The following is a 14,908-nucleotide window of genomic DNA, read 5'->3' on the forward strand; positions in this document are numbered from 1 at the left end:
CTTATTTCGTGCCGAAGATCCGGTCGCCCGCGTCGCCCAGACCCGGCACGATGTAACCATGTTCGTTGAGCTCGCGGTCCACCGCCGGGGTGTAGATCGGCACGTCAGGATGAGCGTCGTGGAAGGTCTTGATGCCCTGCGGGCAGGTGACCAGGCACACAAAACGGATCGAGCGCGGGTTCGTGGCCTTGAGCCGGTCCACCGCGGCAACAGCCGAGTTGCCGGTGGCCAGCATGGGGTCGAGCACGATCACGTCGCGCTCTTCCATGCCGCTGGGCATCTTGAAGTAGTACTCCACCGCCTTGAGCGTGGCCGGGTCGCGGTACAGGCCGATGTGGCCCACGCGGGCGCCGGGCAGCACCTGCAGCATGCCGTCCAGAAAGCCATTGCCGGCGCGCAGGATGGAGGCCAGCACGATCTTCTTGCCGTCGATCACCGGCGACATCATCTTCTCCAGCGGCGTTTCGATCTCGATCAACTGCATCGGCATGTCGCGCGTGAGCTCGTAGGCCAGCAGCGCCGACAGCTCGTGCACCAGCTCGCGGAAGCTCTTGGTGCTGGTGTCCTTCTTGCGCATCAGCGTGAGTTTGTGCTGGACCAGGGGGTGATCGATGATGTGGACGTCGCGGCTCATGAACGGGGACTCGAAAAAATGAATGGCCAGCCACCCTGGGCTGGCGCTGCCGCAAGTTTATGCCGCGGGGGGCGGCATGTCGTCGAAGACGATGCGCTGGGGGTGCGAGAAGCACAGGAAGCGCCTGTGCGTGGCCCGGCCGACGGCGCACAGGCCCACGCGCTGGGCCACGTGCAGTCCCATTTCGGTGATGCCGCTGCGCGAAACCACCACCGGCACCCCCATCTGGGCCGACTTGATGACCATCTCGCTGGTCAGGCGGCCGGTGGTGTAGAACACCTTTTCGCCTGCGGGCAGCGGCTGCTGCAGGGCCATCCAGCCCGCGATGGTGTCGACCGCGTTGTGGCGGCCCACGTCTTCCACGAACAGCTGCAGGTCTTCGTTGACGAACAGCGCACAGGCGTGCACCGAGCCGGCGGTCTTGTAGGTGCTGTCGTGCAGCCGGATGGTGTTGACGATGTCGTACAGCTGCGACTGACGCAGCGTGGCTTGCGGCGGCAGCACGATGCGGTCCACATCGTCCATCAGGCCACCGAACACACTGCCCTGGCCACAGCCGGTGGTGACCACGCGGCGTGCGGTGCGCTCCTCGATGCGGTCGATGCCCGCGCGCGTCACCACGGCGGCGGCGCCCACGTCCCAGTCGACGGTGATGGACTCGATGTCGTGCACGCCACCCACCAGCCGCTGGTTGAGCAGGTAACCCAGCACCAGCCATTCGGGGTTGGCCCCCAGGGTCATGAGGGTGACCAGCTCGCGCTTGTCCACGTAGACCGTGAGGTCGCGCTCGGCCGGGATGCGGATGGCGCGCGGCTGGCCGGACTCGTCCACCACCGTCACCTCGCGGGTGAGGTCGGCATTGGCCTGCGTCAGGCGCGGCCGCAGCGCAGCAGCTTGGTCGGGAGCGACGGCGTGGGGCAGATCGGCCAGGTTCATGCGGTCGAGGATACGCCGCCGCGCGGGCGGCGACAGCCGTCAGGACTTCTTGGCAGGGGCTGCCGCGGCAGGTGCGGGCGCCGCCGGGGCTGCAGGAGCCGCCGCCGAAGCCGGCGCCGGCCAGACAAAGGGGCCCGGATCGGCGCAGGGCGGCGTGGCCGTGGCCGGCTTGGCCGCCTTGCCCGCGGCGGCCAGGGTCTTCTGGTGGTTGGCCGCCGCCTTGTCCATCGACAGGCAGAGCTTGTAGGCGTCCACCTTGCCGGCGTGTGCGGTCTTGGCCTTGGCCTCCTCGGCCTTGGCCTTGGCGGCGTCGTCCAGCACGGGGGCGGGCAACTTGGCCAGCGCGGCCGTGGACAAGGCGACCAGCGCCATCAGCAGGAATGTCTTCTTCATCATGTCGTCCTCGGGATCAGGCCTTGGCGGGCGCCTGCAGCGGTGCGGCCGGACCGGACTTGCTGCGCTGGGCGGGGATCTTGCCGGCCTTGACGTCGTCATACCACAGCTCGTGGTGTTCCTTGGCCCAGGCCTCGTCCACGTAGCCCGTCTTCATGGCGCCATAGGCGCCCTTGACGCCGACTGTGCCCATGTAGATGTGGCCCATGATGAGCGTCATCATCACCAGTGCGCACACCAGATGCAGCATGTGGGCGATCTGCATGTCGCCACGCAGGTACAGCATGCCCGGCAGCAGCTTGTCCAGGAACAGGCCCGAGCCCACCACCACGATGCCGGGAATGGTCACGCCCCACCAGAACAGACCCTTCTCGCCCGCGTTGAAGCGGTGCGAAGGCACTTCCTTGTCGCTCAGCATGCCACCGGCCTTGCTGAGCCAGACGAAGTCGGCGGCGTTGGCGATGTTGTCCTTGATGAAGGTGATCACGATGATCAGCAGCGACACCGCGAACAGCGGACCGACGAAGTTGTGCACGTTCTTCAGCGCGAAGGTCAGCCAGCCAAACAGCGTGCTGCCGATCACCGGCAGCAGGAAGAACTTGCCGAAGGCCATGACGATGCCCGAAACCGCCAGCGCGATGAAGGCGCCTGCGTTGGACCAGTGGGCGGCGCGCTCGAACGGGGTGAAGCGCTCGATCTTGCGGCCCGTGTCGGGCAGGTGGCCGCCCAGCGGGCCCTTGGTCTTGTAGAAGATCGCCAGCGTCAGCAGCACGATGAAGAGCAGCGCACCGCCGTAGGGGATCAGCCAGTCGTTGCGCACCTGGCGCCAGGCCTCGCCCGCGGTCGTCAGACGCGAACCCGGGTACTGCACGAAGGGCTGGATCAGGTTGCCGGCCTCGGGCGCCTGCGTCACCGGCAGGCTGCTGTAGCCGGTCACGCCCTTGCCCACATCGCGCCACATGGGCGCGTTGTTGCCGGGCTGCACCAGCTTGCGCTGGGCATTGGTCTGGCTGGCGTAGTTCGGGTCGGAGCTGGCGTCGGGCGCGATCTCGAAGATGTTCGCGCTCTTGACGCCGCCCACGGCCGGGGCCGCCTGCTGGGTGGCGGGCGGTGCGGGATCGTCGGGCGGGGTGCTGGCGGCCTGTGCGTGGACCAGGCCCAGCGTCCCGGCCAGCGACAGCGCCACGCCCCAGCCGCGCAGTCGGGCAAAGGTAGGTTGGCTCATGCGCGGTTCCTCACTGAGAGCTGACGCGGGTGTAGTCGTTCATGCCGTACTGGGCCCGCGCCTTGAGCTGCTGCTCCCAGCTGGCCTTGTCGCCGACCGTCCATCCCGGCTGCTGGTACTGGCTCTTGCCGACGCCGGCATACGGCGCGGTGTCCTGGCGCACACCGGTGGTTTCCTTGGGCTTCTCGCCACAGGCGGAGAGGACCGTGGCGGACGCCAGCAGCCCGAGGATCGTCAGGGTCTTGCGCATCACGACTTGGTCCCTCCCTGTGCGGTGCCGTAGGCCGTGCCCCAGCCCCAGACTTCGGCGCCCTTGCCACGGCGCAGCACGCGGCTGCGGAAGATGTCGGCCACCACGTCGCCGTCACCCGCGAGCAGGGCCTTGGTCGAGCACTGCTCGGCGCAGGCCGGCAGCTTGCCTTCGGCCAGGCGGTTGCGACCGTACTTCTCGAACTCGGCTTCGCTGCCGTGCTCCTCCGGGCCACCGGCGCAGAAGGTGCACTTGTCCATCTTGCCGCGCACACCGAAGGTGCCCTGGCTGGGGAACTGGGGGGCGCCGAAGGGGCAGGCGTAGCTGCAGTAGCCGCAGCCGATGCAGACATCCTTGTCGTGCAGCACCACACCTTCGTCGGTGCGGTAGAAGCAGTTGACCGGGCAGACCGCCATGCAGGGCGCGTCGCTGCAGTGCATGCAGGCCACCGAGATCGACTTCTCGCCCGGCACGCCGTCGTTGAGCGTGACCACGCGGCGGCGGTTCACGCCCCAGGGCACCTCGTGCTCGTTCTTGCAGGCGGTGACGCAGCCGTTGCACTCGATGCAGCGCTCGGCGTCACAGATGAATTTCATTCGTGCCATCGCGCGTCTCCTTATGCTTTTTCGACGTTGCAGACCGTCGTCTTGGTTTCTTGCATCATGGTCACGATGTCGTAACCGTAGGTCGTGGCGGTGTTGATGGCCTCGCCGCGCACCACCGGCATGGCGCCGGCCGGGTAGTAAGCCTTCATGTCCTCACCCTGCCAGCGGCCGGAGAAGTGGAAGGGCATGAACACCGTGTGCTCGTCCACCCGCTCGGTCACCAGGGCCTGCACGTTCAGGCGCGCACCGGTGGGGGTGCTGACCCAGACGCGCTCGCCGTTGCGGATGCCGCGCGCCGCCGCAGCGGCCGGGTTGAGCTCGATGAACATCTCCTGCTGAAGCTCGGCCAGCCAAGGATTGGAACGCGTCTCTTCACCGCCACCTTCGTACTCGACCAGCCGGCCCGAGGTCATGATGAACGGGAATTTCTCGTGGACCTTGTCCTCGACGTTTTTCTGCTGCAGCGACTTGTAGAGGATGGGCAGGCGCCAGCGGTTCTTCTGGTCGTCGTGGCTCGGGTACTTGGCCACCAGGTCGGGACGGATGCCGTAGATCGGCTCGCGGTGCTGAGGGATGCCGTCGGGGAAGTTCCAGACAATCGCGCGCGCCTTGGCGTTGCCGAACGGGTGGCAGCCGTGGGCCATGGCCACGCGGATGATGGCGCCCGTCGGGTCGGTCTTCCAGTTCTTGCCTTCGGCCTTGGCCTTCTCGGCATCGCTCAGGTCGTCCCACCAGCCCAGCTTCTTGAGCAGCAGGTGGTCGAACTCGGGATAGCCGGTGGTGATCTCGGCACCCAGCGAATGCGAGCCGTCCTCGGCCAGCAGGCTCACGCCTTCACGCTCGACGCCGAAGTTGGCGCGGAAGTTGCCGCCACCGTCCATCACGTGCCTGGAGGTGTCGTACAGGTTGGCCGAGCCCGGGTGCTTGATCTCGGGCGTGCCGTAGCAGGGCCAGGGCAGGCCGAAGTAGTCGCCGGACATGTCGTAGCCGGTTTCCTTGTCCACCACCTTGCCCTTGCACTTGAGCGTCTTGATGTCGAAGGCGCCCATGTTGCGCATGTGGGCCTTCAGGCGCTCGGGGCTCTGGCCGGTGTAGCCAATGGTCCAGACGCTGCGGTTGATCTCGCGCAGGATGTCCTCGGGCACGGGCTCGTCCAGACCCTTGACCTGCTGCATCTTGTAGTTCTTGCACAGCTCCTTGTCGAAGCCCAGCTTCTGCGCGAACTGGTACATGATCATGTGGTCGCTGCGGCTCTCCCACAGCGGGTCGATCACCTTCTCGCGCCACTGGAGGGAGCGGTTGGATGCGGTGCAGGAACCGCTGGTCTCGAACTGCGTGGCCGCCGGCAGCAGGTAGACCGCGCGGTCGGGGTTCAGGTCTTCAGGCTTGCCGGGCATGGCGGCCATCGCCGCGGTGGCCGAGGGGTAGGGATCGACCACGACCAGCAGGTCCAGCTTGTCCATCGCGCGCTTCATCTCCAGACCGCGGGTCTGCGAGTTGGGCGCGTGGCCCCAGAAGAACACGCCGCGCAGGTTGTTCTCCTGGTCGATCAGCTCGTTCTTCTCCAGCACACCATCGATCCAGCGCGAGACGGTGATGCCGGGCTTTTCCATCATGCCCTCGGCGTACTGGGCCTTGATCCAGTCGTACTCCACACCCCAGGCGGCCGCAAAGTGCTTCCAGGAGCCGGCGGCCAGGCCGTAGTAACCCGGCAGCGAATCGGGGTTGGGGCCGACGTCGGTGGCGCCCTGCACGTTGTCGTGGCCGCGGAAGATGTTGGTGCCGCCACCACTCTTGCCCACGTTGCCCAGCGCCAGCTGCAGGATGCAGGATGCACGCACCATGGCGTTGCCGATCGAGTGCTGGGTCTGGCCCATGCACCAGACGATGGTGGCGGGCTTGGCTTCGGCCATCATCTTGGCCACCTTGGCCATCTGCTCTTCCTTGACACCGCAGGCCTCTTCGACGGCCGCCGGCGTCCACTTGGCCAGCACCTCTTCACGCACCTTGTCCATGCCATAGACGCGGTCGTTGATGTACTGCTTGTCTTCCCAGCCGTTCTTGAAGATGTGGTGCAGCAGCCCGAACAGGAAGGGAATGTCGGTGCCTGAGCGGATGCGCACGTATTCGTCGGCCTTGGCGGCTGTGCGGGTGAAGCGCGGGTCCACCACGATCATCTTGCAGCCGTTCTCCTTGGCATGCAGCATGTGCAGCATGGACACCGGGTGCGCCTCGGCCGCATTGGAGCCGATGTACAACGCGCACTTGCTGTTCTGCATGTCGTTGTACGAGTTGGTCATCGCGCCGTAACCCCAGGTGTTCGCGACGCCGGCCACCGTGGTGGAGTGGCAGATGCGCGCCTGGTGGTCGCAGTTGTTGCTGCCCCAGAAGCTCACGAACTTGCGCAGCAGGTAGGCCTGTTCGTTGTTGTGCTTAGACGAGCCGATGAAGTAGACCGAATCCGGGCCACTGGCTTCCTTCAGCGCCTTCATCTTGGCGGTGATTTCGTCCAGCGCCTGGTCCCAGCTGATCTTCTGGTACTTGCCGTCGACCAGTTTCATCGGATAGCGCAGGCGGTATTCACCGTGGCCGTGCTCGCGCAGGGCCGCGCCCTTGGCGCAGTGCGATCCCAGGTTGATCGGCGAGTCGAACACCGGCTCCTGGCGCACCCAGACGCCGTTCTCCACGATGGCGTCGGTCGCACAGCCCACCGAGCAGTGGGTGCAGACGGTGCGGCGGACCTCGATTTTTCCAGTGCCGTCGATCGAGCCACCCGCAGCGGCCTTGGCCTTCTTGACCAGGGTCAGCTGCGAGGCGGCGATGCCGACGCCGACACCCAGGCCCGAGCGGCGCAGGAAGGACCGGCGGTCCATGGTGGGCAGCGCCGACGCCAGGCCGCGCTGCAGGCTGTGAACAAAGGCGTGGCTGCGGCCAGTGGCGGCCGCGCCCGCGGTTTTTTTGGTGAGCAACATCGTGGGGCTCCTCGGGTTCAGATCCGGGTGGTCTTGTAGTACTGCTTGACGTGATCGGTCAGGCTGTAGCCACCGCCCCGCTCGGGAGCCGGGCGGGCGGCAGCCTCGGGTTCGGGCGTGCCCTGCACTGAGGGCAACAGGCTGGTCGCAGCGGCCAGCGCACCGACGGTGCCAGCGCCCGCAAACAGCGTGCGGCGGCTCAGGCGGCCGCGGGATTCGGGTTGGGGCTTGCTCATGCGTGTCTCCTGTGGAACGACGTCCGGCTGGCGTGCACGGCACATCATGTGGACTTTTTGCATATGTGGAATCTAACCAAGGCCCAGTGCCGGCGCAAGCCGACGCCATGTGCCGACCCTCAGCGCCGGAGCGGGTTGACAACCCGGCCGACGCGCCCCATTTGCGCCGGCATGAAAGCGACGACAACCCAGCGAGAACCATGCCAACCCGACACCAGCACCTGTGACGGTATCCGGGGCGCTTGATCGCCCTTGAAACATCCGAATTCAAGGGAATACCCGCACCTCAGGCACCGCAGTCGCCCATCACGCCGACAAGCTGTCGAGGCCAGTCGCGACAATTTGTCGCGACCCACATCCCACCATCACCGCTGCTCCGGTGGGCCACGTTGTCGGATCGGCGCCAATATCCGAGTGAATTGCTCCACCTCCTCCGTAGAATGCCGCCGGGTGGACACCTCACCTGCGCCTATCTCCTCCCCCGACAAAGGCCTTGAAGGCTGGCCCGACTGGTCCATCCTGGTCGTGGACGACGAGCAGGGCATGCTCAATTTCCTCGTCAAGACGCTGGCGCCACGCTGCCACTTCGTGATGAGCGCCACCAGCGCCGAGGAAGGCGCCGACTGGCTGCACGGCCACCACGCCGACCTGGTCATCCTCGACATCTCGCTGCCCGGCAAGAGCGGTGTGACCTGGCTCAAGGAGTTGCGCGAGCAGGGCTTCAGCGGCGAGGTCATCCTGATCACGGCCTTTGCCGACCTGGACACCGCCATCGAGGCGCTGCGCGCCGGTGCGTCGGACTTCATCCTCAAGCCCTTCCGCGTACCCCAGATCCTCAACGCCGTGAAGCACTGCTTCGAGCGCTCGCGGCTGCGGCGCGAGAACTTCGTGCTGCGCCGCGCGGTGGCCAGCTCCAACGGCCGCAACCAGGCGCTGGTGGGCGCGTCCGAAGCGATGCAGCGGCTGCGCGCCTCGGTGGCTCGCGTGGCACCGGTGGACAGCACCGTGCTGCTGCAGGGCGAGTCCGGCACCGGCAAGGAGCTGGTGGCCCGCACCCTGCACGCCAACGGCCCGCGGGCCAACGGCCCCTTCGTGCCGCTCAACTGCGCCGCCGTCTCGCCCGAGCTGATGGAGAGCGAACTCTTCGGCCACGCCCGCGGCGCGTTCACCGGCGCTGCGCGGGCGCGCGAGGGCCTGTTCCACTACGCACAGGGGGGCACGCTGTTCCTCGACGAAGTGGCCGAACTGCCCCTGCCGATCCAGGCCACGCTGCTGCGGGCCATCGAAGACCTGAAGATCCGCCCGGTGGGCAGCGAACAGCTGGTGCCGCTGAACCTGCGCATCATGGCCGCGAGCAACCGCCGCCTGGCGGACGAGGTGGCCGCGGGCCGCTTCCGCAAGGACCTGTATTTCCGGCTGCAGGTGGTGGAGCTGAGCCTGCCACCACTGCGCGAGCACAAGGCCGACATCCCGGCCCTGGTGCAGCACTTCATGGAGCAGCTCGCGCCCGCGCTCGGCGTGGCGCCGCTGGCGATCAGTGCGCAGGAGCTCGACTACCTCGCGCAGTACGACTGGCCGGGCAATGTGCGCGAGCTGCGCAACCTGATCGAGCGCTCGCTCATCCTCGGTTCGCTCAACATCTCGGCCCTCTACCCCGGGGACCCTGTGCGCAGCGCCGGCACCGAGGCAGGGGCCCCCATGGATCTGGCGACGCTCGAGAAGCAGCACATCCTCAGCGTGCTCGACTCGGTGCAGGGCGACAAGACCCGCGCGGCCGAACTGCTGGGCGTGTCGCGCCGCACGCTGGAGCGGCGCGTGGCCGAGTGGGGTCATGGCTCACAGGCGTTCGGCCGCTGATGAAGCTGCCCACGCCGCACTGGCTCGCCACCTCGGTGCGCAACAAGCTGCTGGCCATGGCGCTGCTGCCGCTGCTGGTGGTGTTCCCCCTCCTGGTGCTGGCCATCGCGGTGTGGAGCAGCGTCACCTACGACCGGCTGCTGATCACCAAGGTGCGCAGCGATCTGGCCGTGGCGCGCGGCTACTTCGACCAGACCCTGGCCGAGGTGGGCAGCGGCACGCGCGGCGTGGCGCGTTCGCAGCGCCTGCTGCAGGCCATGGCCGGTGGTGACCTGGCCGCACGCCTGGCGGCCGACCGGCAGGAGCTGGGGCTGGACTTCCTGCTGCTCATGCGCCAGGACGACCCGAGCGCCACCCTGCCCGCCGGTGTGGCGTCGCTGCTGCAAACGGCCGCGACGACGCCCGCAAGGTCCGCGCAGATCGTGCGCCTCTCGCGCGACGAACTCGCGGCCCTCGCCCCGCGGTTGCTGCCTCGCCTGCACATCCCGCTGGTGAGCACGCGCAACGCCGCGCCCGATGCCCGCGCCACGGAAGACCGCGCCCTGGTGCTGCTGGCGCTGCAGCCGGTGCGGGACGCCGCGGGCCAGCCTCAGGCCCTGCTGGTGGGCGGTCTGCTGCTCAACCAGAACCTGGATTTCATCGACCACATCAACCGCATCGTCTATCCCGAAGGCGCCCTGCCCTTCGGCAGCGAGGGCACCGCCACCCTGTTCCTCGACGACGTGCGCATCACCACCAACGTGCGCCTGTTCCAGGACCAGCGCGCCATCGGCACCCGCGTGTCGCAGACCGTGCGCGACCGGGTGCTCGGACAGGGCGAGACCTGGCTGGACCGCGCCTTTGTTGTCAACGACTGGTACGTCTCGGCCTACGAACCGCTGCTGGACGCCGCGGGACAGCGTGTGGGCATGCTCTACGTGGGTTTCCTGGAGTCGCCCTTCCGCTGGGTGCGCCACGCCATGCTGGCCGTCATGGGCCTGATCTTCCTGGCGGTGATGGCGGTGTCGGCCTGGTTCTCGGTGCGCTGGGCGCGCAGCATCTTCAAACCGGTGGAGCAGATGAACCGCACCATGCAGCGCGTGGAGGATGGCGAGGCCGCGGCCCGTGTGGGCACCTTGCCGGCGCGCGACGAGCTCGGTGCCCTGGCCGGCCACCTGGACCAGCTGCTGGACGTGATCGACGAGAACACCGCCGCGCTGCGCCGCTGGGGCGAAGAGCTGGACCAGAAGGTGGCCGAGCGCACGCGCGAACTGGAGGAGAGCAACGCCTCGCTGCGGCTGGCGCAGCAGCAACTGGTCAAGAGCGAAAAGCTCGCCGCCATCGGCCAGCTCACGGCCAGCATCGCGCACGAGATCAACAACCCGATCGCGGTGATGCAGGGCAACCTCGACCTGATCCGCGACACCCTGGGCCCGCAGGCCCAGCCGGTGACAGCAGAGTTCAGGCTGCTGGACGAACAGGTCGAGCGCATGCGCCTGATCGTCACCCAGCTGCTGCAGTACGCGCGGCCCACCGAGTACGCCGGCTACGTGGAGACGCTGGACCTCAACCAGACCGTGCACGACAGCCTGGTGCTGGTGGCGCACCTGCTGGCGCAGACCCGCATCAAGGTCGTGCGCGACCTGCAGGCCACGCAGCGCGTGGGCCTGAACCGGCAGGAGCTGCAGCAGGTCATCATCAACCTGCTCATCAACGCCATCCAGGCCATGCCGCAGGGCGGCACGCTGCGGCTGGTCACGCGGGACTGGACCGACGAGCAGGGCGCGTGCGGTGCGCTGCTGCAGGTGCAGGACTCGGGGCCGGGGCTGGCACCGGGCGTGGCCGAGCGCCTGTTCCGGCCCTTCTTCACCACCAAGAACGACGGCAACGGCCTGGGCCTGTGGATCAGCCTGGGGCTGGTGGAGCGCTACGGCGGCGGCATCGTCGCGGGGAACCGGGAGGATGGCCACAGCGGTGCCGTGTTCAGCGTGCGGCTGCTGACCGAGCCACAGGCGCCGGCGGCGGTGAACACACGGGACGGACGACCCGGCGGATGAAGCGGGCGCGGGCGCCCGACGCGGTCACAGCAGGGCGGGGACGCCAAGTCTCGTGAGCAGGTCGACCACCAGTTGCGAGCCTCCCCACCACAGCAGCACCACCGACGCGGCGGCCACCAGCGTCGCCACGTGCCCGGCCAGCAGCATCAGGCCATCGCGCAGGCGCAGGCCCCAGGCCGTCAGCACCATGGCCAGGGCGGGCAGCACGTTGTCAAAACTGATGACGGGCACCGGCACCACCATGGAGACCCCCGCCACCGACAGCATCAGGCCGTTGGCCCAGCGCGCGGAGTGGTGGCTCAGGCCCAGTAGCCGGGGCCGCCCCAGACGCGCAATGAGATGGATGACGCGGGCGAGCATGCGGGTGAGCAGTTCCCGGACACGGTCGTTCAGCGTCCGCTCACCGAGCCAAGCGGGCAGGGGCACCGACCGGCCGGCGCAGAGACCGAAGGCGATCACCAGACAGAAGACCCCGACAGCCGAGCCCATGCCCGGCAGCGCCACCGGAAACAGCAGGGGCATGGCCAGCAGCGCCAGCCAGACCAGGCGCTGCCGGCTGTCGTGACCGATGGTGTCGGCCAGGGTGCCACCCATGGCGGACAAATGAGCGTCCGCAATCCGCGCCACGGTGGCGCGGCGCCGGTCCTTGCGGAGCTCGGAGGGTGTCGGGGTTGGGGATGGCTGGCCTGGCATGCGGGATCCAGGAGACGCATGGTCTCGCTGAAGGAAAAAACACCCGCACTGTGCCCGCTGGCGGTGCGCGGTGCAAGGAGCCTGGGCCGAACGCGTCGATCGAAAAAAACTGAACGCCGCGCAGCCGTGCCGACTCACACTCTGTCCTTTCGCCCTCTCGCAACCATGCCGGTGCCCCCCTTCGACCCCGATTCACCGCTGCTGTTCGTCATCAATGCCGGGGCCGGCGCCCAGGACGTCGACGCCAAACGGGCCGTGATCGAGTCGGCCCTGGCGACGCGCGGTCGGCGGGGCGAACTGCTGGTCTGTGAGCCGGCCGAGCTGCCGCGCGTGGCGGCCCGGGCCGCGGCTGCCGCGGTGCAACAGCGTTCGGCGGTGGTCGCCGTGGGCGGCGACGGCAGCCTCAATGCGGTGGCCCAGGCGGCGCACGCGGCCGGCTGCGCCATGGGGGTGATCCCCTATGGCACCTTCAACTACTTCGCCCGGACCCATGGCATTCCCACCGACCCGGCCGCAGCGGCACAGCTGCTGATGGACGCCCGCCCGCAGCCGGTGCAGATGGGCGCCATCAACGACCGGGTGTTCCTGGTCAATGCCAGCCTGGGCATCTACCCCGAGCTGCTGCAGGACCGCGAGGCCTACAAGGCGCGCTTCGGCCGCAGCCGCTGGGTGGCCTTTGTCGCGGCCTGCGCCACGCTGCTGCGTGCGCAGCGCCGGCTGCGCCTGCACATCGAGCAGGGCGACCAGGTCCGCGATGTGCAGACCCTGACCCTGTTCGTGGGCAACAACCGACTGCAGCTGGATCAGTTCGGCGCCCACCCGGCAGACACCATCGCCGGCACGCCCGGGCACGGCAGCATGGCCGCGCTGATGCTGCGCCCCATCGGCACCCTGTCCATGCTCGGGCTGCTGCTGCACGGCGCCATGGGCCGCCTGGGCGAAGCCGCTGGTGTCGAGAGCTTCGAGCTCCACCACCTGGTGGCCCGGCCGCGGCTGCTGCCGGGCCGCCGGGAGGTGATGGTGGCCTTCGACGGTGAGGTGACGCGCATGCGCGCACCGATCGACTTCCGCGTGCTCGAACAGCCGCTCTACCTGCTGCAGGCCGATTCATGAGCGTGCTGCTGCACATTTCAGACACCCACTTCGGCACCGAGCAGGCGCCCGTGATGGCCGCGCTGCTGGACCTGGCCGCGCAGCAGCAACCAGACCTGGTGGTGCTCTCGGGCGACATCACCCAGCGCGCCCGGCCGGCCCAATTCCAGGCGGCCAGGGCCTTCGTCGACCGGCTGGGCGCGCCGGTGCTGGCCATCCCCGGCAACCACGACATTCCGCTGCTGGACCTGCGGGAGCGCCTGACCCGGCCCTACGCGCGCTATGCCGCGGCCTTCGGCGCCGACCTCGAACCGGTGATCGCAGCGCCCGAATGGCTGGTCATCGGTGCGAACACCACCCGGGCCTGGCGCCACCGCAATGGCGACCTGTCCATTGCGCAGATCGACCGCGTGGCCAGACTGCTGGGCTCTGCAGACCCCGGCCAGTTGCGCGTGGTGGTGGTGCACCAGCCGCTGGCCGTGACCGAGCCGCGCGACCGCCCCCACCTGCTGCGCGGCCACGACGAGGCCCTGCGGGTCTGGGCCGAGGCCGGGGCCGATCTGCTGCTGGGAGGTCACATCCACCTGCCCTACACACTGGCGCTGCACGGGCAGGCGCGCCGGCTGTGGGTGGTGCAGGCGGGCACCGCCGTGTCCTCGCGCCTGCGGCCCGGGGTGCCCAACTCGGTGAACATCGTGCGCTGGGCGCCGGCCCAGGAGCGCTGCCGCGTCGAACGCTGGGACTTCCTGGTTCGCGAGCAAACCTTTGCGCGCACGCTCGCCACCACCTTGCAGCCCGACCGCGAACCCGTCGGCGCCTGAGCACCGGCTATGCGCCGGCGGCGCGCCTCAGATCAGCAGCGCCGCGACAAACAGGCCCACCATGATGAAAGCCAGCACCACCTTGGCCAGCAGACCGAGCATGATGCCCAGCCAGGTGGCCACACCCACGCGGACCGCGCGGGTCTGGTCTTTCTGCGCCAGGTACTCGCCCAGCGCCGCGCCCACCAGGGGCATGAACAGCACACCCACCACGCCCATGAACAGGCCCGCCACGGTGCCGATGGCCGCGCCCAGCAGGGCCTGCCGGCTGGCGCCGGCCCTGCGGGCGCCGAGCAGCCCGGCCACGTAGTCCAGCACCCAGGCCAGCGCGGCCAACACCGTCACCACCACCAGGGTGGTCGTGCCCACGCGCTGGAAGTCGTCGATCCAGGCGCCCAGCACGATGCCCGCCCACACCAGCACCGTGCCCGGCAACACCGGCAGCACGGTGCCGGCGAGGCCCGCCACGATCAGGGCGGCACACAGAATCCAGAGCAGGGTGATTTCCAAGGCGGGCTTTCAGTGGGTGGTCACGCTCACACCATCAGATCAAAACCCTGCGACTCCACGCTGACAAAGGCCGCCGTGAAACCGGCCAGCGCGGCGTAGAACCGGGCCTTGGGGTGGGCGCTGATGGCCTCGCACATGGCGGGCACCCAGGGCTGCACGTGGGCGCTGAAGAACTTCTGCTGCTGGGTGAGGTTGGCCACTTCCACGTCGTCACCGGCGATGAGGTAGCGCATGACTTCGCAGACACAGGCGAAGTGGTCTTCGGTTTCGGGCATGGCCTCGTCGCGCGCCAGACCCAGGGCGGCCAGGTCGCTGCGCAGCGCGGCGAGCGGCTTTTCGTTCAGGAAGCCGCTGAGGTAGAACGAGCCAAACAGGTAGACCTCGGGCTTGCCGACGCCACCGAACAGCGCGTCGTACTCGTTCGCCACCTGCTCGTCGCTGAGGTCGCGCACGGTGCCGACGAACTGGCGCCACGGTTCTTCGAGGAAGCCGCCGGCCGCGGGCGCTTCGGTCACGGCCACGCGCAGCTGGGCCAGCAGTTCGGGGCCGGGCGGCGCGTAGTACAGCGCGGCCAGCAGGCCATACACCTCGGCGCGGGCGGTTTCTTCGTCGAGGGCGGAGGACACGGGGATCGGTTCGTTCATATCG

Annotated in this window: 15 protein-coding genes; 4 read left to right on the forward strand and 11 right to left on the reverse strand. The window is 68.4% G+C overall.

Features of this window, described 5'->3' with window-relative positions:
- Position 1 precedes the first annotated feature (1 nt).
- Genes upp through BC358_RS19000 form a run of 8 tightly spaced genes read right to left on the reverse strand, consistent with a single transcriptional unit; the run spans position 2 to position 7,251 of the window.
- Positions 2-634: a uracil phosphoribosyltransferase gene (gene upp / locus BC358_RS18965; protein WP_079367021.1), complete on the reverse strand. Its 633-nt coding sequence runs from the start codon at positions 632-634 to the stop codon at positions 2-4.
- A gap of 57 nt (positions 635-691) precedes the next feature.
- Positions 692-1,570, reverse strand: coding sequence for a formate dehydrogenase accessory sulfurtransferase FdhD (locus BC358_RS18970; protein WP_079367022.1), 879 nt, complete (start codon positions 1,568-1,570; stop codon positions 692-694).
- 39 nt (positions 1,571-1,609) lie between these two features.
- Positions 1,610-1,963, reverse strand: a complete 354-nt coding sequence (locus tag BC358_RS18975; RefSeq protein WP_079367023.1) for a hypothetical protein — start codon at positions 1,961-1,963, stop codon at positions 1,610-1,612.
- 16 nt (positions 1,964-1,979) lie between these two features.
- Positions 1,980-3,188 (reverse strand): formate dehydrogenase subunit gamma, encoded by a 1,209-nt coding sequence (locus BC358_RS18980; RefSeq protein WP_079367024.1) that lies wholly within the window; start codon positions 3,186-3,188, stop codon positions 1,980-1,982.
- Positions 3,189-3,198: 10 nt separating this feature from the next.
- The gene (locus BC358_RS18985) at positions 3,199-3,438 is read right to left on the reverse strand and encodes a hypothetical protein (RefSeq protein WP_079367025.1); all 240 of its coding nucleotides are present in this window, start codon (positions 3,436-3,438) and stop codon (positions 3,199-3,201) included.
- Complete coding sequence (gene fdh3B / locus BC358_RS18990) at positions 3,438-4,043, reverse strand: formate dehydrogenase FDH3 subunit beta (protein ID WP_066149674.1); 606 nt, start codon at positions 4,041-4,043, stop codon at positions 3,438-3,440. The genes BC358_RS18985 and fdh3B overlap by 1 nt, the downstream gene beginning before the upstream one ends.
- Before the next feature lie 11 nt (positions 4,044-4,054).
- Positions 4,055-7,015 (reverse strand): formate dehydrogenase subunit alpha, encoded by a 2,961-nt coding sequence (locus tag BC358_RS18995; RefSeq protein WP_066149670.1) that lies wholly within the window; start codon positions 7,013-7,015, stop codon positions 4,055-4,057.
- A 17-nt stretch (positions 7,016-7,032) separates the two neighbouring features.
- Positions 7,033-7,251: a formate dehydrogenase gene (locus BC358_RS19000; protein WP_066149667.1), complete on the reverse strand. Its 219-nt coding sequence runs from the start codon at positions 7,249-7,251 to the stop codon at positions 7,033-7,035.
- A gap of 450 nt (positions 7,252-7,701) precedes the next feature.
- Here BC358_RS19000 and BC358_RS19005 point away from each other — a divergent pair, with 450 nt between their 5' ends.
- Together BC358_RS19005 and BC358_RS19010 are read left to right on the forward strand one after the other, a co-directional pair.
- Complete coding sequence (locus tag BC358_RS19005; protein ID WP_243721695.1) at positions 7,702-9,108, forward strand: sigma-54 dependent transcriptional regulator; 1,407 nt, start codon at positions 7,702-7,704, stop codon at positions 9,106-9,108.
- A complete protein-coding gene (locus BC358_RS19010; protein ID WP_079367027.1) occupies positions 9,108-11,144 on the forward strand; it encodes a cache domain-containing protein in 2,037 nt (678 codons plus the stop codon). The genes BC358_RS19005 and BC358_RS19010 overlap by 1 nt, the downstream gene beginning before the upstream one ends.
- Positions 11,145-11,168: 24 nt before the next feature.
- Here the strand turns inward: BC358_RS19010 and BC358_RS19015 are convergent, their stop codons facing one another.
- On the reverse strand, positions 11,169-11,738 hold the full coding sequence (locus BC358_RS19015; RefSeq protein ID WP_079367028.1) for an exopolysaccharide biosynthesis protein: 570 nt from the start codon (positions 11,736-11,738) through the stop codon (positions 11,169-11,171).
- 264 nt (positions 11,739-12,002) lie between these two features.
- On the opposite strand from BC358_RS19015, the gene BC358_RS19020 reads away from it, so the two are divergent.
- Both BC358_RS19020 and BC358_RS19025 read left to right on the forward strand, forming a co-directional pair.
- Positions 12,003-12,950: a diacylglycerol kinase family protein gene (locus BC358_RS19020; protein WP_079367029.1), complete on the forward strand. Its 948-nt coding sequence runs from the start codon at positions 12,003-12,005 to the stop codon at positions 12,948-12,950.
- A complete protein-coding gene (locus tag BC358_RS19025; RefSeq protein ID WP_079367030.1) occupies positions 12,947-13,750 on the forward strand; it encodes a metallophosphoesterase in 804 nt (267 codons plus the stop codon). Before BC358_RS19020 ends, BC358_RS19025 begins: the two co-directional genes overlap by 4 nt.
- A gap of 27 nt (positions 13,751-13,777) precedes the next feature.
- Here the strand turns inward: BC358_RS19025 and BC358_RS19030 are convergent, their stop codons facing one another.
- Positions 13,778-14,260 carry a DUF456 domain-containing protein gene (locus BC358_RS19030; protein ID WP_079367031.1) on the reverse strand — a complete coding sequence of 161 codons (483 nt, stop codon included), beginning with the start codon at positions 14,258-14,260 and terminating at the stop codon, positions 13,778-13,780.
- Positions 14,261-14,286: 26 nt separating this feature from the next.
- Entirely contained in the window at positions 14,287-14,904 is a 618-nt protein-coding gene (locus BC358_RS19035) for a molecular chaperone (RefSeq protein ID WP_066149649.1), read from the reverse strand.
- Positions 14,905-14,908: the final 4 nt, after the last annotated feature.

It is taken from the genome of Hydrogenophaga sp. H7 (genome assembly GCF_002025745.1).
In the GTDB taxonomy this organism is placed as follows: Bacteria; Pseudomonadota; Gammaproteobacteria; order Burkholderiales; family Burkholderiaceae_C; genus Hydrogenophaga; species Hydrogenophaga pseudoflava.